The sequence below is a fragment of the Paracoccus yeei ATCC BAA-599 genome (assembly GCF_000622145.1).
Classification (GTDB): Bacteria; Pseudomonadota; Alphaproteobacteria; order Rhodobacterales; family Rhodobacteraceae; genus Paracoccus; species Paracoccus yeei.
Genome location: NZ_KK211403.1, coordinates 25711 through 51688, shown reverse-complemented (window position 1 = coordinate 51688; position 25978 = coordinate 25711). Strand labels below are relative to the sequence as shown.

The window sequence follows — 25978 nt, the reverse complement described above, 5'->3', positions numbered from 1 at the left end:
ACTGCTCAAGATCAAACCGAAACAACCGAAGTTGAAACCGCCCAGATGCCCCGACCCACGCGCCAGAGCCGCAATGCCGAGGTCGACTTCAAGGGCGAGAAGCGGTCCAACGCCACCCATGCTTCCACCACGGACCCGGATGCCCGGCTCTACAAGAAATCTCCTGGAACCGGCGCCATGCTCTGCTTCATGGGCCATGCCCTGATGGAGAACCGGAACGGGCTCATCGTGCAGGGCGACCTGACGCAGGCCGACGGTCATGCGGAACGGCGCGCCGCCCTCGACATGATCCATCGCCATTCCCCGGGGTCGACCCGACGGCTGACGCTGGGCGCGGACAAGGGCTTCGACGCGGCCGAGTTCGTTGCTGATCTCAGGCAGGCCTGTGTTACCCCGCATGTCGCACAGAAATCGAGATATTCAGCAATCGACGCCAGAACCACACGGCACGAGGGATACGCCCTGTCGATCAAGCACCGCAAACGGATCGAAGAGGCTTTCGGCTGGGCCAAGACCGTCGGCGGCATGGCCCAGACCGTCTATCGCGGCCTCGAAAGGGTCCGTTCACGCTTCATCTTGACCATGGCCGCCAACAACCTCGCCCGGTTGCCACGACTGCTGGCCGCGTGACGATGAAAAACCTCGTGGGGCACACGCGCCTTCCGGACCCAAAAGCCAGAGGTCGGGCTGCCAAGTCTGCAACGACGGAAAACAGTTCCGGCTCGGCGACTATTTCAGCGGCCTGCTAAACCGGCCCGCTGGGTTGGCTTGGAGGAGTTCCGTGTAGGACGTTCGTATCGAACTGGACGGGGACCTTTCCCTTTACTGAAGAAGTCGATTGTTTTTCGTCGCGATTCTCGTTATGCTAAAATAAGCACACGTTTGTAATAGGCTTAATAAGAGGTTCAATAGTATGCGCAATATTTTTATTGCGATCACGTTTGCCTTGGCTTGTTTCGAAGCAGAAGCTCAGTCGGCTTTGCTCCCACTACATCGAATCTTGCAGGATTCAATTTACTGCGAGGCCGAAATTTCAAACGAAAATACTTCCATGCGAGAATTGGAAACCTGCCAGGGTGTCTACTACTGCTCAGACGGCGGATGTATACCACAGTGGTTTGCAGTTTTAGCAGATAGAACCCATGAGCGCCAACTATTCAACGAGATATCGAAGTTACCCGTAAGCAGATTTAGCAAGTGCTCCGATGATGAAGTTGTCGGACCTGCTGCGAATGGTTCTTGGAGCGTGCCTAAGCGTAGAATGCTAATGCCGTCCAATCTGGAAAGGTACTGCGGGCTTGCTATCTCTGGATTCGAGAATGACGTTGTGCTGTGGCTCCGGGAAAAATCGGTGGTCGCATACTGGGCTCGAAGATTTGGCGAGGGTGCCGGGTCACCGCCAGCATTTGTTACGGTAAGCGGCAGAACATTCTATGAGTTGCGGGGAGAGGGGATTGGGAGGCTAATGTCTGTTGTAGAGGATGCGTTAGAGGAAATCATCGGCCGCCCCTGCAAAACAGATCAGAACATAACGTGTTCAGTTTCTCTGGGAAATGGACGAATAGTTGCGGATGTTCTCGCACCCGCGACAGGAGTTTCTGGACGCGCTGGCGTCTGGGAGAAGTCTCACTGGGAAGTATACCCCAACCAAATGTTTAGCGACACTTTCAGCATAACGATAGACCTTCCGGTCACGAGCATCCGTCGATGGCCTGTGAACTCTACAAAGCCAACCACGGGATTCACCTCTCTCGATTATGATGACGGTTTCGAGATCCTCAGAAATCACATAGCTAAACGCATTTCAGAACGCGTGGATGGGCAGGTTGAGGACTGGAATTGAGTGCAGGAAAGCTAAGGGCAATACTTTCGATAGCTGTTGTGTTAGCTCACATCACACTCATCGTTTTTTGCGCAATCTTCCTCTATCCAAGAGTAACCAAGCTTGAAACATACATATCCACGATTTCAATGTTCGTCCCGGTATTTGGCGTATATGTGGGAATTGTGGTAAAGAATATCACCATTTCCGCTGCCCCTGCCGGTCGGAAGGTAAGCAAAACTTTCATTACTCTGATCGTGATGCTATTTATAACCTATTTTGCATCTTGTTGAACGGCGTGGAATAAGGACCCCGCTTCTGGGGTGATCGGCGTCCAAAAGGGACCCCACTGACCGGGGGTTGGGTCCAATGTGCCTTCGATGATTATCGGAGGCCGAGCGCAGGATGCTGATCGTGGAGACAATCGCAAAAATCAGGCGGCTACATTTTACCGAGGGCAAGGGGATCAAGACGATCTGCCGCGATCTGAAGCTGTCGAAGAAGGTGGTGCGGAAGGTGATCCGCACCGGGATTACGGAGTTCACCTATACCCGGACCGTGCAGCCACGCCCGAAGCTGGGTGCCTGGCTGGAGGAACTTAACCGGTTGCTTGAGATCAATGCCGCGCGGGCCAGCCGGGAACGCCTGACGCTGATCCAGATCTACGAGGAACTGCGCGGCCTCGGTTATGAAGGCGGATATGATGCGGTCCGCCGCTATGCCTCGGTCCGGGCGCGCACTCAAAGCTCCGGTGCCTCGTCCGCCTTCGTGCCGCTGAGTTTTGCCCCCGGTGAAGCCTACCAGTTCGACTGGAGCCACGAGGTTGTCCTCATTGATGGGGCGACCACCACGATCAAGGTGGCCCATGTTCGCCTGTGCCACAGCCGGATGTTCTTCGTGCGGGCCTATCCACGCGAGACGCAGGAGATGGTGTTCGACGCCCATGATCGGGCTTTCGCCTTCTTCAAGGGCACCTGCACTCGCGGGATTTACGACAACATGAAGACAGCGGTGGAGACCATCTTCGTTGGCAAGGAGCGCCTCTACAATCGTCGATTCCTGCAGATGGCCAGCCATTATCTGGTCGATCCCATCGCCTGCACCCCGGCTTCGGGTTGGGAGAAAGGTCAGGTGGAGAGCCAGGTCGGCACGGTCCGCCAACGGTTCTTCTCGCCCCGGGTCAGGGTCAAGAGCTACGAGGAACTGAACGCTTGGCTTCTGGATAAGTGCATCGCCTCGGCCAGAAGCAGCAAACATCCCGAGCTGACGGACAAGACTGTCTGGGAGGTCTTTCAGAAAGAGCGCCCGCACCTTGTCCCCTATGCCGGGCGCTTCGACGGCTTCCATTCGCTGCCTGCGGCGGTATCGAAGACCTGCCTCGTGCGGTTCGATAACAACAAATACTCTGTCGCGGCAACGGCTGTCGGGCGGCCGGTCGAGATCAGGGCCTATGCGGAACGGATCGAGATCCGGCAGGAGGGTCGATTGGTCGGAGACCACCCGCGCCACTTCGGCCGAGACCGAACAGTTTACAATCCTTGGCACTATGTGCCTGTTCTTCTTCGCAAACCCGGGGCTCTGCGTAACGGTGCCCCGTTCAAAGACTGGGTTCTTCCCGGAGCTCTCGAACAGATCCGCCGCAAGCTGCAGGGTTCCTCGGATGGAGACCGCCAGATGGTAAAGATCCTCGGCGCTGTGCTAACGGAAGGCATGCCTACGGTGCAAAAAGCATGTGCCGAAGCCCTCTCGCAAGGCGTCCATTCTGCCGATGTGATCCTAAATATTCTGTCCCGCAGGCGCGATCCGGAGCCACCACCGCTTCTGCTGACCTCTCCGGCCTTGAAGTTGACCCATGAACCTGTGGCGGACTGCGCCCGCTATGATCTGCTGCGGAGGGCCAGCTGATGGAGCGTGCCGACATCATGGCCGCAATGGGCGATTTGAAGCTCTACGGGATGCGCGCTGCTTACGACGAACTCATGGCGGTGGCTGTGCGCCGCCAGCATGAACCCCGCCAAATCGTTGGTGATCTTCTGGCCGCCGAGATCAACGAGAAGAAGGCGCGGTCGGTCAAATACCAGATTACCACAGCCAAGCTACCCTATGCCCGGGAGATTGAAGAGTTCACCTTCGATGATACGCCTATCAACGAGACGTTGGTGCGGGATCTGGCCAGCGGGGAATTCCTCAATCAGCAGCGCAATATCGTGCTGGTCGGCGGCACTGGGACCGGCAAGACCCATATCTCCGTGGCCATCGCGCGAGCCGTCATCCGCAACGGTGCAAGGGGCAGATTCTTCAACGTCGTCGATCTGGTGAACAGGCTGGAGGCCGAAGCCCGCGCAGGGAGGGCGGGCCGGCTTGCGGATCATCTGATGCGGCTCGACTTCGTCATCCTTGATGAACTCGGCTACCTGCCATTTGCCCAATCCGGCGGCCAGTTGTTGTTCCATCTGGTCAGCAAGCTCTACGAGCAGACTTCCGTCATCGTCACCACCAACCTCGCATTCGGGGAGTGGCCGACCGTCTTCGGAGACGCGAAGATGACCACCGCGCTGCTCGATCGTTTGAACCACTGCGACATCGTTGAGACCGGCAACGACAGCTGGCGCATCAAAACCCGAGTCTGACCGCCCCACAAAACGCAGGCCCGCGTCGGCTGCGCCAGCTGGAAAGCTACGCCGCCACGGGCCTGCTTCCTACATCGCCAGAGGGGTCACTTTTGGGCGCCGATCGGGGGGCACGTTTGGATGCCGATTGACACTCTTGGACCCGGCCATGAACGCCAAGCTGGCGAAGGGCCGCAGCCTTGGGCGCATCGACGCTGCGGCGGCGACCGTGCTGGCGGTGGCGCAGGGGCAGCGCATGAAGGCGGCACCGGCCCGGAAAGCGAGGCTGCAATGGGCGTGACGCGCGACGAATGGCGGCGCTACTCCCGGCCCGTCCTGAAAACCAAACGCTGGCAGGTGCTGCGCCATATCGTGCTGGAACGGGACGGATGGGCTTGCGTGGACTGCGGCACCCGGCGCGGGCGGCTGGAAATCGACCATATCCTGCCCGTGCGGACGCATCCCGAACTGGCGTTCGACCCGGCGAATTGCGCCGTTCGGTGCAGCTCCTGCCACACAAAGAAAACCAGGGTCGAGTGCGGGCATCCCGCGCCGATCATCACCCCCGAGCGGCAAGCCTGGGGGCAACTCGTTGCCGATCTGGCGACAAATCCCAACCCGGCAACATGAGGTATCAAATGCTGGACTCTGTGAAGATCGCCCGTCGCCAGTCGGAAATCCGGCAGGCATTGGCGGGTCTGGTGGGTAAGGAAAACCCTACCGAGGACGAAACCCGCTCCATGGAAACCATGGATCAGGAATATCGCACCAACGAAACCCGCTATCGTGCCGCTCTGGTGGCCGAGGATCAGGAACGGCGCGAAGCCGGGGCCGATCTGGAAACCCGTTCGGATCGTGAATTTGCGGAACTGATCGGGCGCTTTGAACTGCGGCAAGTGGCCTTGTCGCTGGACGAAGGCCGGGCGCTCTCGGGCGCGACTGCCGAGGTTGTGCAGGAACTGCGCAGCAAGGGCGGTTATCAGGGCATCCCGATCCCCTTGGCGGCTCTGGAAACCCGTGCGGGCGAAACCGTCGCGGCTGATGTGCCGAACCCCAAGACGATCCGCCCGATCATCGACCGCATTTTCCCGAACTCGGTTGCCGAGCGTCTCGGGATCCAGCGTATCAACATCACGGCGGGCGAACTGGCCTTTCCCGTGGCGACCGCTGGCGCTGTCTTTGGCTGGCAGACGACCGAACTTGGCAACGTGGGCGGGCCTTCCCCCTTCGACACGACCGAACGCAGCCTGAACCCGGATCATACCGGGGGCGCTCAAATGGTCATCAGCCGCAAGGCGCTGAAACAGGCGGGCGAAGGGCTGGAACAGGCCATCCGGCGCGACATGAACGCAGCCATCGGCGCGGAACTGGACCGGGTTGTCGTGAACGGCAGCGGCGCGGCTGGCGAACCTCTGGGCATCGTCCCCGGCGCGGCGACCTATGGCATCCCTGTGACGGCAGTTGGTGCAACCGCGACCTGGGCCGCGTTCCGGGCGCAGATCGTGGCGTTCATGGAAGCCAACGCCATCACGGCAGCCAACCAGGTGAACCTGGGCTTTGACCCGGCGATCTGGGCCGAACTGGACGATGCGCTCATCACCGGCACGGCTGTTTCGGAATGGGACCGCCTGACCAAGCATGTCGGCACCCCGGCAATCTCGAACGTGATCCCCGACGAAACCGCGATCCTGACCGCGACCGTGCAGGGCGTGGCACCGGGCTATCTGGGCATCTGGGGCGGCGTTGACCTGATCCGCGATCCTTACACCAAAGCCCACTCGGGCCAGCTGGTGCTGACCGGGCTTGTCACCGCTGACTTTACCGTCCCGCGCGGGATGCAGACCCGCATCCTGACCGGCATTGGTGAACCCTGATGCTGTGGGGCGGTAATCTCGGAACGCTGGAAATCCGGGCCGAGGGCGGGGCAACCCGTCTTTCGGCGCGGTTCCCCTACGGGGCCGAAACCGAACTGGCACGGGGGCGGCGTGAGGTTATCGCCCCGCGCGCTTTCGCTGACCGGCTCGAGGCAGGCGGCGAAATCCACCTGCTTTCGCAGCACGACTATGCAAAGCCTCTCGCCTCCACGGCGGCGGGCAACCTGTCCCTGCGGGACGCTGACGACGCGCTGACCATCGAGGCCGAGATTGACGGCGGCACGACATGGGCGCGGGACTTTCTGGCGGCTCATGGCCAGGGCCTGATCCGTGGCCTTAGCCCTGGCTTCCGCGTGGATCAGGGCGGCGAACGGATCGAGCGGCGCGGGGCGGGCATCCTGCGCACCATCACCCGCGCGGCGCTGTTCGAGATTAGCGCCGTCACCCGCCCGGCCTATCCGGCAGCGCAGATCGAGGCGCGGGCGTGGCAAGCAACCGGGTATGGGCAGCCACACCAGGTTCACCCCCTCAACCGTTGGAGGCTGTGACATGGGCCTGCTGTCATTTTTCACGCGGAAAACTGATCCTGTCGAAACCCGCGCCGCCATCCAGCCGGGCTTCACAAGCGCGCTGCTGGCAGCCCGTGAGGCATGGATTTCTGGCGCATCTGGCCTGGGCGAACTGACCGCAGCCGTGCAGACCTCTGTGAGCCTCTGGGAAAGCGGCCTGTCGCTGGCCGATGTGACCGGCACCGATCTGTTGACCCGGCGGGACATGGCAATCACCGCCCGCGCTCTGGCCTTGCGGGGCGAATGCCTTTTCCTGATTCGTGACCGCCTGATCCCGGCGACCGATTGGGACATCTCGACCCGCTACGGCCAACCCCGCGCCTATCGCGTGGGACTGCCTGAAATCGGCGGCGGGCGGAATGAGACCGTGCTGGCAGGCGAGGTTTTGCACTTCCGCATCGGCTGCGATGCTGTCACCCCCTGGGCAGGCTCTGCACCCCTTGGCCGGGCCAAGCTGTCGGCGCAGCTTCTGGAAGCCATCGAAACCGCCTTGCGCGACGTTTACCAGGACTCGCCTATAGGATCCTTGATCGTGCCCGTTCCCGAGGGATCGGTCGAGGACATGGCGCTGATGCGGCGCAGCTTCCGAGGGCGGCGCGGCGCGGCTCTGGTGATCGAAGGCACGGCGCAGGCTGTCGCGGCGGGCATGGCTCCGAACATCGGCAAGTCACCGGATCAGCTTAGCCCGGACCTGTCCAAGACCCTGGCCGACCGGCTGCTGACCGATGCCAAGGGCGCGATCTTCGGCGCGTTCGGGATCCTGCCCGGCCTGCACAACCCCGCCACGACCGGGCCAATGGTCCGCGAGGCGCAGCGGCACCTGGCGCAGTTGGTGCTGCAACCCATCGCCAACCTGATGGCCGAGGAAGCAACCGAAAAGCTAGGCACGCCCGTGGCGATTGATTGCGTCAGACCCATGCAGGCTTTCGACGCTGGCGGCAAGGCGCGGGCGCTGTCCACGATGCTGCAAGCCATGGCGGCGGCAAAAGAGGCCGGGCTGGACCCTGCGACCATCAAGGATGCGTTGGCTTTCATTGATTGGGCGGAATAAGCCATGCTCCAGATGCCGCTCCATCTCATCAACCGGCGGGCAAGGCGGGCGCATGATGCCCGTCGCGGGCGTCTGGGCGAGGCCCGCTATAACATGCTGGTGCAAGAACTGGCCCGCGTGATCCGACTGGCTTTCGAGGCGGGCGACACCGGCAGTTTGTTCGGGTTGGAAGGTCCGCTTAGGGCAGGCATCCGGTCGGACCTGTGCAGGCAGGGCTGGGGCTGGAACTCTGCCGATCTGGCGGCGCGGGACATGCTGGACGACGCTTTCCGCGTGGTGCGGGCGATCCGTCCGACATGGAACCAAGGACAACCGGATTGGACCACTGAGGCTGGAACCCTGATTGGCCGCGCGTGCTGCGTTCGGTGCCACAAGGGCTTGCCCGAGGGCCATCACAAGTTTTGCAGCCGGATCTGCGCTCAATCTCATTCGGCGCATCTTGGGCGGCTGCGGGACGCAAGCGAGAATGCGGCGCTGGACATGGCCGTTCGGCGGCTCTGATGGACCTGCGGAATTACTGCAAGGGCTGTGGGGCGGTCCTACCCGATGGGCCGAGGGCCGAGGTGCGCGAGTGGTGTGGCAAAGAATGCTACATGCGCGCTTATCACGATCTGGACAAGCAGGCACGGCTGGATGCCAAGCGCGACCGTCCACCCTGCCAAGTCTGCGGCAAACCCATTCCCCCGGAAAAGATCAGCACGGCCAGGTATTGCAGCCTGACGTGCCAGCGGGTTCGCGTAAAGGCGCGCTACCGGCTGCAATTCCCCCGGCTCTGCGAACATTGCGGCAAACCCTTCTGCGCACATCACGACGATCAGCGGTTCTGCTCTGTATGGTGCAATGCACAAACGACCTTCCGCAAGCATCAGCCGCGCCCCTGCCAATGGTGCGGAAAGATGATCGAGAACCCGAGGCGGGCAGCGGCGAAATACTGTTGCAGCACCTGCGCGGCCTATGCCCGAGAGGCGGCGAAGCGGGGTGAATAAGTCACACGTTTCCCCCAGCCGTTCCTTGTTCCCCCGGCGTTCCCCAGAACGGAAACGAGAAAAGCCCCCTTGCGGGGCTTGCTCATAAATCTCTGTATTATCAGGGATTTTTGGCTCCGGCGGTAGGGATCGAACCTACGACCAATTGATTAACAGTCAACTGCTCTACCGCTGAGCTACGCCGGAACACGGGGCGGTGTATAGCGGTGGCTTGCGGCCGCGTCCAGAGGCCTGTCGCATATTTTTTGGAAAAAATTATCCGCAAGGAAATCAAGGCGCAGCATCAGGAAGTCCGAAAGACGGTGGCAGCGCCAAGGGGACCCTCGGGGATGATGGCGCCGATCTCGGACAGGGCCAGCAGGTGGGCCAGGACATTGCGTCGCGCGGCGGGCATCAGCGCACGGGGAATGTCGTAGATGCCGGCGGCAAGCGACTCGGCCGTGCCGGGTCCGCGGTCCAAGGCGGCCAGAATCTGGGCGGTCCGCTCGCGCCGATGGGCGGCAAGCTCGGCCAGACGCGGGGCCGGGGCCTCGACCGGGGCGCCGTGGGCCGGCAGCAGGCGGCGGGACGCGGCGTTTTCCAGTCGGGAAAGGCTGCGGAAATAATCGCCCAGATCCCCGTCGGGGGGCGAGATCACCGTCGTCGCCCAACCCATGACGACATCGCCGCACAGGATCTGGTCGCCCCACTGAAAGCTGAGGTGGCCGGCGAAATGGCCGGGCGTGTGCAGCGCGGTCAGCACCCATTCGTCGGTTTCGACGCTTTGCCCGTCGGTCAGCCGGATGTCGGGATTAAATCCATGGTCCAGCCCCTCGCCGCCCTCAAGCCCACCGTCGCGGGCCAGGCGCTGCATCAGGGCGGAGCGGCCGGCCTCGGGCGGGCCGAAGCCCAGGATCGGCGCGCCGGTGGCCTGCGCCAGCGCCCGCGCGCCGCCGGAGTGATCCAGATGGGCATGGGTGACCAGGATATGGCTGATCCGACCCGGGCCGGCCGCCGCCAGGATCGCGGCGCGATGGGCGGGCAGGTCAGGGCCGGGGTCGATCACCGCGATGCTGGCGCGACCCAGCAGGAAGGTGTTCGTGCCCGGCCCGGTCAGGGGCGAAGGGTTGTCGGCGGTGATGACGCGCAGGGCTTCCGGGGCGTGGGACATGGCGCTAACTTGGCCCGGTCAGGCGCGGCAAGGCAAGGGCTTTGGATGGATTGGGAATGGCTCAAGCGGATCATGCCCCGCGGCCTTTACGGACGTGCGGCGCTGATCCTGTTCCTGCCGATCGTCGTCGTCACCATCGTCGTCACGGTCATGTTCCTGCAGCGCCATTTCGAGGACGTGACGCGCCAGATGACATTCGGCATGACGCGCGAAATCGCCCTGGTCGCCCAGCGGATCGACGCGGCGCCGGACCTGGCTGCCGCCCGCGAGGCCGCGCTGCGCGAGGCGCTGCCGCTGGGGCTCGAGGTGACGCTGCCGGCCGAGCGTCCCGCCATCGACCGGCACGATTTCCTCGACCTGTCCGGCCGCGTGGTGATCGAGGAACTGCACCAGCGCGTCCCCCATGTCCAGGGCGTGGACCTGGACCAGCGGCGCGAGGTGCGGGTCGCGCTGCAAAGCCGTTTCGGCCCCTATGAGATGGTTTTTCCGCGGGCGCGGGTCAGCGCCTCGAACCCGCACCAGCTGCTGGTGCTGATGATCGGCACCTCGCTTCTGATGACGGCCATCGCCACGATCTTTCTGCGCAACCAGCTGCGCCCGATCAAGCGGCTGGCGCGGGCGGCCGAGGAATACGGTAAGGGCCGGATCATCCCCTATCGCCCCGGGGGCGCCAGCGAGATCCGCAGCGCCGGCACCGCGTTCCTCGAGATGCGGGCCCGGATCGAGCGGCAGAACGAACAGCGCAAGCAGATGCTGTCGGGCGTCAGCCACGACCTGCGCACCCCCCTGACGCGGCTGCGGCTGGGCCTGTCGATGCTGTCGCCGGACGTGGCCCCCGAACCCGACGAGATTGCGGCCCTGGAAAGCGACGTGGCCGCGCTGGGGCGGATGGTCGACGCCTTTCTGGACCATGCCCGCGACGCCGCCCAGGACGCGCCGCCCGAGGCGGTGCCCGCCCTGAGCTTCGTGCGCGGCATCGTGGCGGATGCGCAGCGCGGGGGGCAGGCGGTCAAGCTGGGGAACCTGCAGGGCGATCTGGCGGGGCGCGCGACCTTTCGCCAGGACAGCCTGCGCCGCGCGGTCGAGAACCTGATCGGCAATGCCGTGCGCTATGGCGAGCACGCCGAGGTCGAGGCCGCGCTTGGACCCAGCTATTTCCGCATCTCGGTCGAGGACGACGGGCCCGGCATCCCCCCCGAAAGCCGCAGCGAGGCGCTGAAGCCCTTTACCCGCCTGGACGCCGCGCGCAACCAGAACCAGGGACAGGAAGGGGTGGGCCTGGGCCTGTCCATCGCCGCCGACATCGCCCGCGCCCATGGCGGCCAGCTGCGCCTGGTCGAGGGCGAGCGCCTGGGCGGCCTGCGCGCCGAGATCGTCATTCCCCGCTGAGCGGCGCGGTTGCCGTGACGCGCGCCAGCCGCTAAGGCTGGGACAAGCAAGAAGCAAAAAAGGGACATCAGGATGCGGGCTTTCGTGTTTCCGGGGCAGGGCGCCCAGGTGGTCGGCATGGGCAAGGATCTGGCCGAGGCCTATCCGGCGGCCGCGGCGGTCTTTGCCGAGGTGGACGAGGCGCTTGGAGAAAAGCTGTCCGACCTGATCTGGCAGGGCGACATCGAGACGCTGACCCTGACCCAGAACGCCCAGCCGGCTCTGATGGCGACCTCGATGGCGGCGTTTCGCGCGCTGGAGGCCGAAGGCTTCGGCATCGCGGATGCCGCTTTCGTCGCCGGCCATTCCCTGGGGGAATACTCGGCGCTCTGCGCCGCGGGCGCGCTGAGCCTGCCGGACACCGCCCGGCTGCTGCGCCTGCGCGGCCAGGCCATGCAAGAGGCCGTGCCGGTCGGTCAGGGTGCGATGGCCGCGATCCTGGGGCTGGACCTTGCCGCGGTCGAGGAGATCGCCCGCGACGCCGCCCAAGGCGAGGTCTGCCAGGCGGCGAACGACAACGACCCGGCGCAGGTGGTGATCTCGGGGCACAGGGCAGCGGTCGAGCGGGCGGCCGGGCTGGCCAAGGAGCGCGGCGCCAAGCGGGCGCTGATGCTGCCGGTCTCGGCCCCGTTCCATTCGGCGCTGATGCAGCCGGCGGCGGCGGTGATGGCCGAGGCCCTGGCGGGCGTCGAAATCGCGCCGCCCGCCGTGCCGCTGGTCGCCAATGTCCGCGCCGCGCCCGTGACCGAGCCGGGCGAGATTCGCCGGCTGCTGGTCGAGCAGGTGACGGGATCCGTCCGCTGGCGCGAGTCGGTGGCCTATCTGGCCGAGGCCGGTGTCACCGAGTTCTGGGAGATCGGTGCCGGCAAGGCCCTGTCGGGCATGATCAGGCGCATCGCGAAGGATGCCGTGGTGCGCAACATCGGCGTGCCGGGCGATATCGCGGCGCTGAAGGCATAAGGGGGCTCCGCCCCCATCCCTGCGGGATTCCCCCGGGGTATTTGGAAAACGGAGAAGAGCTTGATGTTTGATCTGACGGGCAGGAATGCGCTGGTGACCGGGGCTTCGGGCGGGATCGGCGGTGCGGTTGCCGAGGCGCTGCACGCGGCGGGTGCGACCGTCACCCTGTCGGGCACGCGTGAGGCGCCGCTGCGCGAACTGGCCGACCGTCTGGGCAGCCGCGCCCATGTCGTGACGGCGAACCTGGGCGATGCCGCCGCGGTCGAGGCGCTGCCCAAGGCCGCCGCCGAGGCGATGGGTTCGGTCGACATCCTGGTCAACAACGCCGGCATCACCCGCGACAACCTGTTCATGCGGATGTCGGACGAGGAATGGGCCCAGGTGCTCGAGGTGAACCTGACCTCGGGCTTTCGCCTGTGCCGCGCGGTCTTGCGCGGCATGATGAAGGCGCGCTGGGGCCGCATCGTCAACATCACCTCGGTGGTCGGCGCGACCGGCAATCCGGGCCAGGGCAATTACGCCGCCGCCAAGGCCGGGCTGGTCGGCATGTCGAAGAGCCTGGCCTATGAGGTCGCGTCGCGCGGGATCACGGTCAACTGCGTCGCCCCCGGCTTCATCGAGACCGCGATGACCGACAAGCTGAACGACGACCAGAAGGGCCGGATCCTGGCCCAGATCCCCGCCGGGCGCATGGGCGCGGCAGGCGAAATCGCCGCCGCGGTGCTTTATCTGTCCAGCGCCGAGGCGGGCTATGTCACTGGCGCGACCCTGCATGTGAATGGCGGCATGGCGATGATCTGATCGTGGTTTATGCGGTTGCAAGATCACGTCCCCGTGCTATATCCCGCGAACAAGGCTGCAGGGGAACCGCCCTGGGCTGACTGCCGGCTGCGGCCGGCAATCTTTTGGGCGGATGCCCGCGAACATGAGGAAGAGACATGAGCGATATCGCTGATCGCGTGAAGAAAATCGTCGTCGAGCACCTGGGCGTTGACGAGGACAAGGTGACGGAAAGCGCCTCGTTCATCGACGACCTCGGCGCCGACTCGCTCGACACGGTCGAGCTGGTCATGGCCTTCGAGGAAGAATTCGGCATCGAAATCCCCGATGACGCGGCCGAAACCATCCAGACCTTCGGCGATGCGGTGAAGTTCATCCAAGGCGCGGTCTGATCCGAATCCCTGCGCTGGCGCGATCGGGCGGTGTCTTCCAGGCGAAGACACCGCCCTTTTTCATGGCCTTGCGGCGGTTTGTCGCGGGAACCGCCGGGTGGGGATAGCCGTTTCCTGGGCGACTGACGCAAAGGAGACGATCATGGCCGTGAACCTGCAAGGACTAACCGACAACGCCCGCAAGACCGCGATTGCCGAGTTGAACGCCCGGCTGGCGGATGCGGTGGCCTTGTCCGCAGCGATCAAGCAGGCGCATTGGAACGTCAAGGGTCGCAACTTCATCGCCGTGCACGAACTGTTCGACCAGGTCTTCAAGAACCTTCAGGTTCATGTGGATGAGATGGCCGAGCGGGTTCAGCAGCTGGACGGGGTGGCCGTCGGCACGGTCGAGAAGGTGGCCAAGGCCAGCAGCCTCAAGGAATATCCGACCGACCTGACCAAGGCCGAGGACCATATCCAGGCGATCTGCGAACGGATGCGCGATTACGGCGCCAAGGTGCGCGAAGGCATTGACACGACCGACGAGGCGGGGGATGCCGATACCGCCGACCTTCTGACCGCCGCGTCACGGACGGCGGACCGCGACCTGTGGTTCCTGGAAAGCCACCTGGAATAAGCGCGCAGGCGGAAGTGAAAGAAACCGGGGCAGGCGCCCCGGTTTTTCCATGTGTCGGGGGCTATTTCGGCATCGGCGCCGTGATCCCTTCGACATAGAAGTTCATCGAGGACAGGTCCTTGTCGCTGGCCTTCTGCCCCTCGGCCAGCCATTCGCTGCCATCCTGCTTTTTCAGCGGGCCAGTGAAGGGGTGGTGTTCGCCCGAAGCGATCTTGGCCTTCAGCGCCTCGGCCTCGGCCTTCACCTCGGGCGGCACGGCATCGGTGATCTCGCCGATCTCGACCTCGCCGTCAGCGATGCCCAGCCAGACCGAATGCGACTTCCAGGTGCCGTCCAGCACCTCGCCCACGCGCTTGATGTAATAGGGCGCCCAGTTGTCGATGATCGCGGACACCCGCGGCGTCGGCTTGAAGGCCGCCATGTCGCTGGCTTGGCCAAAGCCGATGGCACCGGCCTCTTGCGCCTTGGCAAGCGGCGCGGTCGAGTCGGTGTGCTGCAGGATCACGTCCACGCCCTCGGCGATCAGGGCGGCGGCGGCATCGGCCTCTTTCGCGGGGTCGAACCAGGTATAGGCCCAGACCACCTTCATCTCGACGTCCGGGTTCACCATGCGGGCGTGGATGAAGGACGAGTTGATGCCCTGGATCACCTCGGGGATCGGGAAGCTGCCGATATAGCCGATCTTGTTCGACTTGGTCATGCGGCCTGCGATGGTGCCCATGACCGCGCGGCCTTCGTAGAAGCGGGCGTCATAGGTCGCGACGTTCTCGGCCGTCTTGTAGCCGGTGGCGTGCTCGAACTTCACGTCGGGGAATTTCTTGGCGACGTTGATGGTGGCATCCATGAAGCCGAAGCTGGTGGTGAAGATCAGCTTGTGGCCGGACAGGGCCAGCTGGGTGATGGCGCGTTCGGCGTCGGCGCCTTCGGGTACACTTTCGATGAAGGTGGTCTCGACCCGGTCGCCGTATTTCTCGACCACGGCCTTGCGGGCCAGGTCGTGCTGGAAGGTCCAGCCGCCGTCGCCCACGGGGCCGACATAGATGAAGCCGACCTTCAGCTTCTCTTCCTGCGCAAGGCTCGGCAGGGTGGATGCCGCCACAAGCGCCGCCGCGCTGCCAAGAAGGGTTCTGCGTTTCATAGGGGTCTCCTGATAGGGCGCTAGCGGAGCGCGTGAAAGGGTTTGCCCAGCGAGCCGGGGGCCGCCGTCCCGCCCGAACGGCCGAATTTCTGGCGGGCCGAGATCAGCACCAGCACCAGGATCGTCGCCAGATAGGGCGCCATGCTGAGAAGCTGGACCGGCACGGCGACGCCCGCCGCCTGCAGGCGCAGCTGCAGCACGGTGACGCCGCCGAACAGCCAGGCGCCCATCAGGACACCCCAGGGGTTCCATTGCGCAAAGACCACGATGGCCAGCGCGATCCAGCCGGCGCCGGCGGTCATGCCCTCGGTCCATTGCAGCACCGTCGCGATCGAGACATAGGCCCCGCCCATGCCCGCCAGCGCGCCGCCAAAGGCCAGCGCCAGGATGCGGACGCGGCGCACCGGATAGCCCAGCCCATGCGCGGCATCGTGGTTTTCACCCACCGCACGCAGGATCAGGCCCGGGCGCGAGCGCATCAGGAACCACCAGATCGCCGGCACCAGCGCAAGGCCCAGCCAGATCATCCAGTTCAGGCCCAGGGGACCGGCCATCATGGCGGGGGCCTTGACGCCTTCATAGGGCTTGCCGAACATCGCGGTCAGTCCCAGGCCGAACAGCACCAGCGCAAGGCCGGTCGCCACCTGGTTCGACAGCAGGTATTGCGTCATCACCGCGAACAGCATGGCCAGCGCGGCGCCGGCGCCCGCCGCCGCGACAAAGCCCGCCGCCGGGCTGCCGGTGGCATCGGCGGCGGCAAAGCCCGCCAGCGCGCCGCCGATCATCATGCCCTCGACCCCCAGGTTCAGCACGCCGGCGCGTTCGACGACCAGCTCGCCCAGGGCCGCGAACAGGATCGGGGTGGCGGCCCCCAGCAACAGCAGGAATACGGACAGCGGGTCGATCATGCGCGCCTCCGGCGAATGCGGTACCGGGTCAGCAGGTCGAAGCCCAGCAGGAAGAACAGCAGCATCCCCTGGAACACCTGCACCGTGGCGGCCGGCAGATTCAGCATCATCTGCGCCAGCTCGCCCCCGATATAGGTCAGCGCCATCAGAAGGCCGGCCAGCAGGATGCCCAAGGGGTGCAGCCGGCCCAGAAAGGCCACGATGATCGCGGTGAAGCCATAGCCCGAGCCGAAGCTTTCCGTGATCTGGCCCGCCGGGCCCGCGACCTCGAACAGGCCCGCAAGCCCTGCGAGCGCACCCGAGACGCCCAGACACAGCGCGACCAGCCGCTGCGGCCGGACGCCGGCAAAGCGCGCGGCGCGGGGTGCCGCGCCGGCCGTGCGGATGTGAAAGCCCAGGATGTGGCGCGACATGACGAACCAGGTCAGCGCCAGCGCCAGGATCGCGGCGATGCCGCCCCAGTGCAGGCCGGTGCCCGCGATCAGCTCCGGGTTCGAGGCGGCGGGGTATTGCTGCAGATTGCGCGAGCCGGGGAAGTTGAAGCCCTCGGGGTTCTTCATCGGGCCGAAGGCCATCCAGGCCGCGACCTTCTGCGCGACATAGACCAGCATCAGCGACACCAGGATTTCCGAGGCGCCGAACCAGTTGCGCAGCATCGCCGGGATCATGCCCCAGGCCCAGCCGCCAAGCGCCCCGCCCAGGATCATGGCCGGAAAGATCCAGAAGGCGTCCAGCGGATAGGCCGCCAGCGCGACCGCCGCGCCGCAGATGCCGCCGATGATATACTGGCCCTCGGCGCCGATGTTCCAGATGCCGGCGCGAAAGCCCAGGGCAAGACCGCAGGCGATCAGGATCAGCGGTCCGGCCTTGACCAGCAGTTGCGGGCGCGAATAGCCGGCCGCGGGGCCGAACAGCGGATCCCAGAAGATGGTGCGAATCGAGGCGACCGGATCAAAGCCCATGGCGGCGAACAGCGCGCCGCCGACCAGCATGGTGGCCAGGACGGCCAGGACGGGCGTGGCGATCTGCCAGCCCAATGGCGCGCTTGCGCGCGGCTCAAGCCGGAACATGGGCCACCTCCATGCCATGGGCGCCGCCCAGCATCAGGCCGATCTCCTCGATGGTCAGCCCTTCGGTCGGGCGCGGGGCCGAAAGGCGCCCCTCGTTCAGCGCGCAGAAGCGGTCGGACAGTTCCAGCAGCTCGTCCAAGTCCTGGCTGATGACGATGATGCCCGCGCCCTGCGCCGCCAGATCCAGCAGCGCCTGGCGGATCGCGGCGGCGGCCCCGGCATCGACGCCCCAGGTCGGCTGGTTCACCACCAGCACCCGGGGCTGACCCAGGACCTCGCGTCCGATGACGAATTTCTGCAGGTTTCCGCCCGACAGCGCCCCGGCCGCCGTTCCCGGACCGGGGGTGCGCACGTCGAAGGCGGCGATCACCCGTTCCGCGAAACGGCGCGCGCCGGCATGATCGACCAAGCCATGACGCACGATGCCCTGCCGCATCCCTGCGGTCAGCAAAGTGTTCTCGGTCAGCGAGAATTCGGGCACGGCGGCATGGCCCAGCCGATCCTCGGGGGCCGACAGCAATCCGGCCTTGCGGCGCGCCTCGGGTCCCTGGGCGGACAGGTCCGCGCCATCCAGCGCGACGGTGCCGGGCGGGGTCGGGGCCTCGCCCGACAGCGCAGCCAGCAGATCCTCTTGCCCGTTGCCGGCGACGCCGCCGATGCCCAGGATCTCGCCCCCGCGCAGGGTCAGGCCGACGCCCTTCAGCGCGCCCGCCGACAGGCCCGAGACCCGCAGCACCTCGGCCCCCGGCTTGCGGCCGGATCGGTCGATCACCCGCATTTCGGCCCCGACCATCATCGCGGCCAATGCGCGCGCCGAATGGGCGCGGGGATCGACGGTGCCCACGACCTTGCCGTGACGCAGGATGGTGGCGCGGTCGCAATGGGTGCGGATCTCATCGAGCTTGTGGCTGATATAAAGGATCGCCGTGCCCTGCGCGGCCAGTTGGCGCAGCGTGGCGAACAGGATCTCGGCCTCCTGAGGGGTCAGGACGCTGGTCGGTTCGTCCATGATCAGCAGGCGTGGGTCCTGCAGCAGGCAGCGCACGATCTCGACCCGCTGGCGTTCGCCCGCCGACAGGCTGGCGATGCGGCGGCCTGGGTCCAGCGGCAGGCCGTAGGCGGCCGAGACCTCGGCGATGCGGCGCGACAGCGCGGCGCGCGGCGGCGGGTTCTCCATCCCCAGGGCGACGTTTTCGGCCACCGTCAGCGCGTCGAACAGGCTGAAATGCTGAAACACCATGGCGACGCCAGCAGCCCGGGCCGCGCGGGGATCGGCCGGGGCATGGGGCGCGCCCAGCAGGGTCATCGCCCCTTCGTCGGGCCGCACCAGCCCGTAGATCATCTTGACCAGGGTGGACTTTCCGGCGCCGTTCTCGCCCAGCAGGGCGTGGATCTCGCCCGCGCCGACGGAAAAGCCGATATCGTCGTTCGCGCGCACGCCGGGATAGGTCTTGCCCAGGCCCTCGGCCCGGAAAATCTCGTTCACTGTCACGTCCCTGCCTGGTTTTGGCCCAAGTCTTAGCGGTTTTCCGCCGGGGGGCAATTGCACAGTTGGACAGGCAGGGCCTAGATAACCCCCATGGCCGAGAACACCCCCCGATTCATCCACCTGCGCACCCATTCCGAGCATTCCCTGCTGGAGGGCGCGGTGCCCGTGAAGAAACTGCCCGATCTGGCTGCGCAGAACGGCATGCCGGCCGTCGCCCTGACCGACACCAACGCGCTGTTCGCGGCGCTGGAGTTTTCCGTCAAGGCGCAGGATTACGGCATCCAGCCCATCGTCGGCTGCCAGGTGACGCTGGCCGCTGACGTTACGGCACCCATCGTCCTGCTGGCGCAGAACGAGGCAGGCTGGCTCAATCTCATGGCACTTTCGACATGCCTTTACCTGCGCGACGGCGGCGCGCTGCCCCATGTCACGGTCGACGAACTCGAGGCCCATGCCGAGGGGCTGATCTGCCTGACCGGCGGCCCCCTGGGTCCGGTCGGCCTGCTTGTCGCCCAGGGCCGCCAGCCCGAGGCCCGCGCGCTGGTCGAACGGCTCGCCGCCGCCTTTCCGACCCGGCTTTACGTCGAACTGCAGCGCCACCACGACGCCGAGGGCCGCCCGCTTCCCGAAGAGCAGGCGGCCGAGGGCGGCATGATCGACATTGCCTATGACCTGGGCCTGCCGCTGGTTGCGACGAACGACGTCTATTTCCCGAAATCGGACCTTTACGCCGCCCATGACGCGCTGATCTGCATTTCCGAACGGGCCTATGTCGACCAGACCGCGCCGCGCCGCCGGCTGACGCCGCAGCATTACTTCAAGTCGCAGGCGGAAATGGCGACGCTGTTCGCCGACCTGCCCGAGGCGATCGAGAACACCGTCGAAATCGCCCGCCGCTGTGCCTTTGCCGTCAGCAAGCGCAAGCCGATCCTGCCGCGCTTTGCCGATGACGAGGTCGAGGAATTGCGCCGCCAGGCCTGGGAGGGCCTGCGCGCGCGTCTGGCCATCATCCCCCACGCGGTCCCGGTCGAGGAATACGAGGAACGCCTGCGGTTCGAGCTTGGCATCATCGAGCAGATGGGCTTTCCCGGATATTTCCTGATCGTGGCCGATTTCATCAAATGGGCCAAGGACCACGGCATCCCGGTCGGGCCGGGGCGGGGCTCGGGCGCGGGTTCGCTGGTGGCCTATGCGCTGACCATCACCGACCTCGATCCCTTGCGCTACAGCCTGCTGTTCGAACGCTTCCTGAACCCGGAGCGGGTGTCGATGCCGGACTTCGACATCGACTTCTGCATGGATCGCCGCGAGGAGGTGATCCAGTATGTCCAGGAGAAATACGGCCGCGACAAGGTGGGCCAGATCATCACCTTCGGCGCGCTGTTGTCCAAGGCCGCGGTGCGCGACGTGGGACGCGTGTTGCAACTGCCGTTCGGCCAGGTCGACCGCCTGTCCAAGATGATCCCGGTCGAAGGGGTCAAGCCCGTCAGCGTGACCAAGGCCCTTGCGGACGAACCCCGGCTGCGCGAGGCCGCGAAGGAAGAGGTCGTGGGCCGGCTGCTGGACTATGCGGCCAAGCTGGAAGGGCTGCTCAGGAACGCCTCGACCCATGCGGCGGGGGTGGTGATCGGGGACCGGCCGCTGCACCGCCTGGTGCCGCTTTACCGCGACCCGGCGTCCGACATGCCGGCGACGCAGTTCAACATGAAATGGGTCGAACAGGCCGGGTTGGTCAAGTTCGACTTCCTGGGCCTGAAGACTCTGACGGTCATCCAGAACGCCGTCGATCTGATCAACGGCGGCGGCCGGCCGCTGCATGTCGCTGCCGACGGGCGCGTGCTGTACGAACCCGCCAAGGGGGCCGAAAACCAGATCAACCTGATCCCGCTGGACGACAAGGCCAGCTATGATCTGTTCGCCAGCGCTCGCACCGTCGCCGTGTTCCAGGTGGAAAGCTCGGGCATGATGGACGCGCTGCGCCGCATGAAGCCGACCTGCATCGAGGACATCGTCGCTCTGGTCGCGCTTTATCGTCCGGGCCCGATGGAGAACATCCCGACCTATTGCGAGGTCAAGAACGGGTTGCGGCCGCTGGAATCGCTGCACCCGACCATCGATCCGATCCTGGCCGAGACGCAGGGCATCATCGTCTATCAGGAACAGGTGATGCAGATCGCCCAGGTCATGGCGGGCTATTCTCTGGGCGGCGCGGACCTCTTGCGCCGCGCCATGGGCAAGAAGATCGCCGAAGAGATGGCCAAGGAGCGGCCGAAGTTCGTCGAAGGCTGCAAGAAGCAGGGAATCGACGCGAAGAAAGCCGGAGAGGTCTTTGACCTTCTTGAGAAATTCGCGAACTACGGCTTCAACAAGTCGCATGCCGCGGCCTATGCGGTCGTCAGCTATCAGACCGCCTGGCTGAAGGCCAACCATCCGGTCGAGTTCATGGCCGCGGTGATGAACTGCGATATCCACCTGACCGACAAGCTGGCCGTCTACAAGCGCGAGGCCGACCGCATGGGGATCGAGACGGTGCCGCCCTGCGTCAACCGCTCGCTTGCCACCTTCAGCGTGCGGGACGGGCGCATCCACTATGCCTTGGGCGCGCTCAAGGGCGTGGGGGCCGAGGCGATGAAGCTGATCACCGAGGCACGGGGCGACCGGCCCTTCCGCGACATGCTGGATTTTGCCCGGCGCGTGGACATGAAGCGCGTGGGCAAGCGCCCGCTGGAGATGCTGGCGCGGGCAGGGGCCTTCGACTGCCTCGAGGAAAACCGCTGCAAGGTCCTGAAATCGCTTGACGGTCTGGTCGCCTGGTCGGCGGCGGTGCAAGAGGCCGCGGCCTCGTCCCAGTCCTCGCTGTTCGGTGGGGGCGAGGATCTGCCGCCGCCCCGTCCGGTGACCGCGCCCGTCTGGCTGCCGACCGAAAAGCTGGCCGAGGAGCACGCCGCGATCGGGTTCTACCTGTCGGGCCATCCGCTGGACGATTACCTGCCGGCGCTGCGTCGCAAGAACGTCCAGACCTTGGCCGAGGTGACGCAGGCCGCGCTTGATGGGGCGCTGGTCGCCTCGCTGGCCGGCACGGTGGCCTTCCGGGCGGAAAAGAAGTCCGCGCGCGGCACGCGCTTTGCCTTCGTCGGCCTGTCCGACCCCACCGGCATGTACGAGGTGACGGTGTTTTCCGACACGCTGGACGCCCATCGCCAGCATCTGGAACCCGGCGCGAACGTGGTGCTTCAGGTGCAGGTCGAGCCTTCGGGCGAGCAGGTCAAGCTGCTCGCGCGCTCGGTCACGCCGCTGGATCAGGCGGTGGCCGACGCGGGCGCGAACCGGCTGGCGGTGGAAATCGCCGGCCTTGACGCCGTGCCGATGATCGCCGAGGCGCTGGCCCGCATCCAGGCCGAGGTCAACGCCCCCTCGCGCGCGCGCGGCCCCATTACCCTGCGGCTGAAAGACGGCGAGGACCTGGTCGACATCGAGATCACCGAGGATGCGCCCCTGACGACGCCGGCGCGCCAGGCGCTGCGCGTCATCCCGGGGGTGCTGGAGGTGCTGGAGGAATAGGGCGCCGGGGCCCAGCGGGCCGGCGCGTCACGACTGTTCCCCGAACGCCAACGGAAAAGGCCGCCCCTTGCGGGACGGCTCTGTGTTTCGCCAGAGGCGGGCTGATTACATCATGCCGCCCATGCCGCCCATGTCGGGCATGCCGCCGGCCGGAGCCTTGGGCTCGGGCTTCTCGGCGATCATCGCTTCGGTGGTGATCAGCAGGCCGGCGACCGAGGCCGCGTCTTCCAGCGCGGTGCGCACGACTTTGGCCGGGTCGATCACGCCGAACTTGAACATGTCGCCATATTCTTCGGTCTGGGCGTTGAAGCCGAAGGACTTGTCGGTCGACTCGCGGACCTTACCGGCCACCACGGCGCCGTCGACGCCGGCGTTTTCGGCGATCTGGCGCATCGGAGCCTCAAGCGCGCGGCGCACGATGGCGACGCCGGCTTCCTGGTCCGAGTTCTCGCCCGACAGGCCTTCCAGAACCTTGCCGGCCTGGACCAGGGCCACGCCGCCACCGACGACCACGCCTTCCTGAACGGCCGCACGGGTCGCGTTCAGCGCGTCGTCCACACGGTCCTTGCGCTCTTTCACTTCGACTTCGGTCATGCCGCCGACACGGATGACGGCGACGCCACCGGCCAGTTTCGCGACACGCTCCTGCAGCTTCTCGCGGTCGTAGTCCGAGGTGGTTTCCTCGATCTGCTGGCGGATCTGCGAAACGCGGGCCTCGATCTCGGCCTTTTCACCGGCGCCATCGACGATGGTGGTGTTGTCCTTGTTGATCGAGATCTTCTTGGCGCGGCCGAGCATGTCGATGGTGACATTTTCAAGCTTCATGCCGAGGTCTTCCGAGATCACCTGGCCGCCGGTCAGGATCGCGATGTCCTGCAGCATGGCCTTGCGGCGGTCGCCGAAGCCGGGCGCCTTGACGGCAGCGATCTTCAGGCCGCCGCGCAGCTTGTTGACGACCAGCGTCGCCAGCGCTTCGCCTTCCACGTCCTCGGCCACGATCAGCAGCGGGCGCTGCGACTGGATCACGGCTTCCAGCAGGGGGACCATCGGCTGCAGCGACGACAGTTTCTTTTCGTGCAGCAGGATGTAGGCGTCTTCCAGCTCGGCGACCATCTTGTCGGCGTTGGTCACGAAGTAGGGCGACAGGTAGCCACGGTCGAACTGCATGCCTTCGACGACTTCGACCTCGGTCTCCATGCCCTTGTTTTCTTCGACGGTGATGACACCCTCGTTGCCGACCTTCTGCATCGCGTCAGCGATGAAGCGGCCGATCTGGGCTTCGCCATTGGCCGAGATGGTGCCGACCTGAGCGACTTCGTCGCTGTCGTTGACCGGGCGCGCGGCGGCCTTGATCGCTTCGACGACCTTGGTGGTCGCCAGGTCGATGCCGCGCTTGAGGTCCATCGGGTTCAGGCCGGCGGCAACCGACTTCAGCCCTTCCTTGATGATGGCCTGGGCCAGCACGGTGGCGGTGGTGGTGCCGTCGCCAGCCTCGTCATTGGTGCGCGAGGCCACTTCGCGGACCATCTGGGCGCCCATGTTCTCGAACTTGTCCGAAAGTTCGATTTCCTTGGCGACCGAGACGCCGTCCTTGGTGATGCGCGGGGCGCCGAAGGACTTGTCGATCACGACGTTGCGGCCCTTGGGACCCAGGGTGACTTTCACCGCATCGGCCAGGATGTTCACGCCGCGCAGCATGCGGTCGCGGGCGTCGGTGTTGAACTTGACTTCTTTCGCAGCCATCTGTTCTTCTCCTTGAATGAGTTAAGCGAAGGGGACGATCAGGCGATGATGCCCAGGATGTCGCTTTCCTTCATGATCAGCAGTTCTTCGCCGTCGATCGTGACCTCGGTGCCCGACCATTTGCCGAAGAGAACGCGATCACCGGCCTTGACCGACGGTGCGATCAGTTCGCCCGAGTCCTTGCGCGCGCCTTCGCCCACGGCGATGATCTCGCCCTCGGCGGGCTTTTCCTTGGCGCTGTCGGGGATTATCAGGCCACCCTTGGTTTTCTCGTCCGACTGGACGCGACGGACCAGAACGCGGTCGTGCAGCGGTTTGAAAGCCATGTGAACACTCCGGTGTTACAGGTTGCTGTATGGTGTTGGCACTCGGTCTTGGTGAGTGCCAGTGGCGTTGATCTAGGCCGGTGCGCGATTTCTGTCAACGGGACGGCTGCGGAAAATTTTGCGCCGATTTCCGCTTGACGGGATTTCGGGGGGACGGCAAGCGGAGGCAGGTCGCGGGGTGCTGAATATGGTGGAACGGCGTTTGAAGGCCCTGGTCATCGCTGAGGCGGCGAACCCCGAATGGGTGTCGGTGCCGCTGATCGGCTGGTCGCTGTCGAATGCGCTGCGCGACGTGGCCGATGTCCACATCGTGACGCAGATCAGGAACCGCGACGCCTTTCTGCGCGCCGGGCTGGTCGAAGGGCGCGATTTTACCGCCATCGACAGCGAGAAGCTGGCCGCGCCCTTGTGGACGCTGGCCGAGCGGCTGTCCTTCGGCAAGGGCGTCGGCTGGACGATGAAGACCGCCGTCACCTCGCTGGGCTACGGCTATTTCGAGCGGCTGGTCTGGCGGCGCTTTGGCGCGGGCATTCGGAAAGGCGACTATGACATCGTGCACCGGGTGACGCCGCTGACGCCGACCGCCAACAGCCTGATCGCGGGGCGCTGCAAGCGGGCGGGAGTACCCTTTGTCATGGGGCCTCTGAACGGCGGCGTACCCTGGCCGCGCGGTTTCGACAGCGAGCGGCGGCGCGAGAAGGAATGGCTGTCCTATGTCCGGGGCGCCTACAAGGCGATTCCGGGACGCGGCGCGACGCTGGCTGCGGCAAGCGCGATCATCTGCGGCTCCGAGCATACCCTGTCCGAGATTCCGGCGCGCCATCACGGCAAGACGGTCTGGCTGCCCGAGAACGCCATCGACCCCGCGCGCTTCAGCCTGGTCGCGCCGCAGCCGGGCGTGCTGCCGCTGCGGGGCTGCTTTATCGGGCGACTGGTGCCCTACAAGGGCGCGGACATGGCGATCGAGGCGGCGCTGCCGCTGCTGCGCGACGGGCGGCTGACGTTGGACATCATCGGCGATGGGCCACAGGCCGAGGACTTGAGCGCGCTGATCGAGCGCGAGGCCGTCGGCAGTGCCGTGACCATGCACGGCTGGATGGACCATGGCGCGGTGCAGTCGGTCGCCGCGCGGGCTCAGGTGATGGTCTTTCCCTCGGTCCGCGAATTCGGCGGCGGCGTGGTGCTGGAGGCGATGGCGCTTGGTGTGGTGCCGGTGGTGGTGGACTATGCCGGCCCGGGCGAACTGGTGGACGACGCGACGGGGTTCCGTATTCCGCTGGGTCGCCGCCCCGAGATCGTGGCGGCGTTGCGCGAACGGCTGCTGGCGCTGGCCGACGATCCGGCGGTCCTGCCGGGGATGGCCAAGGCTGGGCGGGCGCGGGTCATGCGTGATTTCACATGGGCCGCCAAGGCGGGGCAGGTGGAGCGCATCTGGCGCGCCGTGGTCGAGGGGCATCCGCTGCCGCAGGAACTGCCGCGCCGCGGGGATATTGCCCGGCGTTGAAA

General features: G+C 65.5%; 25 protein-coding genes and 1 tRNA gene. 18 read left to right on the top strand and 8 right to left on the bottom strand.

Annotation, left to right across the window (positions count from 1 at the left end; all coding sequences use genetic code 11):
- From BU28_RS0119760 to BU28_RS25770, 11 genes are all read left to right on the top strand, one after another.
- On the top strand, positions 1-630 hold a 630-nt coding region (locus BU28_RS0119760; RefSeq protein ID WP_428829415.1), incomplete at its 5' end, for a transposase.
- Positions 631-913: 283 nt separating this feature from the next.
- Positions 914-1843: a hypothetical protein gene (locus tag BU28_RS25775; RefSeq protein ID WP_143809778.1), complete on the top strand. Its 930-nt coding sequence runs from the start codon at positions 914-916 to the stop codon at positions 1841-1843.
- A 384-nt stretch (positions 1844-2227) separates the two neighbouring features.
- Positions 2228-3727 (top strand): IS21 family transposase, encoded by a 1500-nt coding sequence (gene istA, locus BU28_RS0119755; RefSeq protein WP_028720953.1) that lies wholly within the window; start codon positions 2228-2230, stop codon positions 3725-3727.
- The gene (gene istB, locus BU28_RS0119750) at positions 3727-4452 is read left to right on the top strand and encodes an IS21-like element helper ATPase IstB (protein ID WP_028720952.1); all 726 of its coding nucleotides are present in this window, start codon (positions 3727-3729) and stop codon (positions 4450-4452) included. The genes istA and istB overlap by 1 nt, the downstream gene beginning before the upstream one ends.
- A gap of 148 nt (positions 4453-4600) precedes the next feature.
- Positions 4601-4732: a hypothetical protein gene (locus tag BU28_RS26685; protein WP_269845850.1), complete on the top strand. Its 132-nt coding sequence runs from the start codon at positions 4601-4603 to the stop codon at positions 4730-4732.
- Positions 4723-5061, top strand: coding sequence for an HNH endonuclease (locus BU28_RS0119740; RefSeq protein ID WP_028720951.1), 339 nt, complete (start codon positions 4723-4725; stop codon positions 5059-5061). Before BU28_RS26685 ends, BU28_RS0119740 begins: the two co-directional genes overlap by 10 nt.
- Before the next feature lie 8 nt (positions 5062-5069).
- The gene (locus BU28_RS0119735; RefSeq protein ID WP_028720950.1) at positions 5070-6305 is read left to right on the top strand and encodes a phage major capsid protein; all 1236 of its coding nucleotides are present in this window, start codon (positions 5070-5072) and stop codon (positions 6303-6305) included.
- Complete coding sequence (locus BU28_RS0119730) at positions 6305-6853, top strand: HK97 family phage prohead protease (protein ID WP_028720949.1); 549 nt, start codon at positions 6305-6307, stop codon at positions 6851-6853. The genes BU28_RS0119735 and BU28_RS0119730 overlap by 1 nt, the downstream gene beginning before the upstream one ends.
- 1 nt (position 6854) lies before the next feature.
- Entirely contained in the window at positions 6855-7925 is a 1071-nt protein-coding gene (locus tag BU28_RS0119725) for a hypothetical protein (RefSeq protein ID WP_028720948.1), read from the top strand.
- Positions 7926-7928: 3 nt separating this feature from the next.
- On the top strand, positions 7929-8426 hold the full coding sequence (locus BU28_RS0119720) for a hypothetical protein (protein ID WP_028720947.1): 498 nt from the start codon (positions 7929-7931) through the stop codon (positions 8424-8426).
- Between the two features lie 92 nt (positions 8427-8518).
- Entirely contained in the window at positions 8519-8911 is a 393-nt protein-coding gene (locus BU28_RS25770) for a TraR/DksA C4-type zinc finger protein (protein ID WP_143809779.1), read from the top strand.
- A 111-nt stretch (positions 8912-9022) separates the two neighbouring features.
- Here the strand turns inward: BU28_RS25770 and BU28_RS0119715 are convergent.
- Positions 9023-9097: transfer RNA gene (locus BU28_RS0119715), tRNA-Asn, on the bottom strand.
- A gap of 97 nt (positions 9098-9194) precedes the next feature.
- Positions 9195-10061: an MBL fold metallo-hydrolase gene (locus tag BU28_RS0119710; protein WP_028720946.1), complete on the bottom strand. Its 867-nt coding sequence runs from the start codon at positions 10059-10061 to the stop codon at positions 9195-9197.
- Positions 10062-10106: 45 nt separating this feature from the next.
- Between BU28_RS0119710 and BU28_RS0119705 the strand changes: the two genes are divergently transcribed.
- The 5 genes from BU28_RS0119705 (at position 10107) to dps (ending at position 14237) form a co-directional block, all read left to right on the top strand.
- Complete coding sequence (locus BU28_RS0119705; protein ID WP_028720945.1) at positions 10107-11450, top strand: ATP-binding protein; 1344 nt, start codon at positions 10107-10109, stop codon at positions 11448-11450.
- A 72-nt stretch (positions 11451-11522) separates the two neighbouring features.
- Positions 11523-12449 carry an ACP S-malonyltransferase gene (fabD, locus tag BU28_RS0119700; RefSeq protein WP_028720944.1) on the top strand — a complete coding sequence of 309 codons (927 nt, stop codon included), beginning with the start codon at positions 11523-11525 and terminating at the stop codon, positions 12447-12449.
- Positions 12450-12512: 63 nt separating this feature from the next.
- Positions 12513-13250 carry a 3-oxoacyl-[acyl-carrier-protein] reductase gene (fabG, locus tag BU28_RS0119695; RefSeq protein ID WP_028720943.1) on the top strand — a complete coding sequence of 246 codons (738 nt, stop codon included), beginning with the start codon at positions 12513-12515 and terminating at the stop codon, positions 13248-13250.
- A gap of 137 nt (positions 13251-13387) precedes the next feature.
- The gene (locus BU28_RS0119690) at positions 13388-13621 is read left to right on the top strand and encodes an acyl carrier protein (protein ID WP_028720942.1); all 234 of its coding nucleotides are present in this window, start codon (positions 13388-13390) and stop codon (positions 13619-13621) included.
- 97 nt (positions 13622-13718) lie between these two features.
- On the top strand, positions 13719-14237 hold the full coding sequence (gene dps, locus BU28_RS0119685; RefSeq protein ID WP_269845848.1) for a DNA starvation/stationary phase protection protein Dps: 519 nt from the start codon (positions 13719-13721) through the stop codon (positions 14235-14237).
- A gap of 61 nt (positions 14238-14298) precedes the next feature.
- Here the strand turns inward: dps and BU28_RS0119680 are convergent, their stop codons facing one another.
- The 4 genes from BU28_RS0119680 to BU28_RS0119665 are packed head-to-tail and all read right to left on the bottom strand — an operon-like array spanning position 14299 to position 18839.
- On the bottom strand, positions 14299-15375 hold the full coding sequence (locus tag BU28_RS0119680) for a BMP family ABC transporter substrate-binding protein (RefSeq protein WP_028720940.1): 1077 nt from the start codon (positions 15373-15375) through the stop codon (positions 14299-14301).
- A gap of 20 nt (positions 15376-15395) precedes the next feature.
- The gene (locus tag BU28_RS0119675; protein ID WP_028720939.1) at positions 15396-16283 is read right to left on the bottom strand and encodes an ABC transporter permease; all 888 of its coding nucleotides are present in this window, start codon (positions 16281-16283) and stop codon (positions 15396-15398) included.
- Complete coding sequence (locus tag BU28_RS0119670) at positions 16280-17353, bottom strand: ABC transporter permease (protein WP_028720938.1); 1074 nt, start codon at positions 17351-17353, stop codon at positions 16280-16282. The genes BU28_RS0119675 and BU28_RS0119670 overlap by 4 nt, the downstream gene beginning before the upstream one ends.
- Positions 17340-18839 (bottom strand): ABC transporter ATP-binding protein, encoded by a 1500-nt coding sequence (locus BU28_RS0119665; protein ID WP_028720937.1) that lies wholly within the window; start codon positions 18837-18839, stop codon positions 17340-17342. Before BU28_RS0119665 ends, BU28_RS0119670 begins: the two co-directional genes overlap by 14 nt.
- A gap of 93 nt (positions 18840-18932) precedes the next feature.
- On the opposite strand from BU28_RS0119665, the gene dnaE reads away from it, so the two are divergent.
- Positions 18933-22403: a DNA polymerase III subunit alpha gene (gene dnaE, locus BU28_RS0119660; RefSeq protein WP_028720936.1), complete on the top strand. Its 3471-nt coding sequence runs from the start codon at positions 18933-18935 to the stop codon at positions 22401-22403.
- Between the two features lie 105 nt (positions 22404-22508).
- Here dnaE and groL read toward each other — a convergent pair whose 3' ends face one another.
- Both groL and groES read right to left on the bottom strand, forming a co-directional pair.
- Entirely contained in the window at positions 22509-24146 is a 1638-nt protein-coding gene (gene groL / locus BU28_RS0119655; protein WP_028720935.1) for a chaperonin GroEL, read from the bottom strand.
- 38 nt (positions 24147-24184) lie between these two features.
- Positions 24185-24472, bottom strand: a complete 288-nt coding sequence (gene groES, locus BU28_RS0119650; RefSeq protein WP_028720934.1) for a co-chaperone GroES — start codon at positions 24470-24472, stop codon at positions 24185-24187.
- Between the two features lie 187 nt (positions 24473-24659).
- Between groES and BU28_RS0119645 the strand changes: the two genes are divergently transcribed.
- Complete coding sequence (locus tag BU28_RS0119645; RefSeq protein WP_028720933.1) at positions 24660-25976, top strand: glycosyltransferase family 4 protein; 1317 nt, start codon at positions 24660-24662, stop codon at positions 25974-25976.
- The last annotated feature ends 2 nt before the right edge of the window (positions 25977-25978 follow it).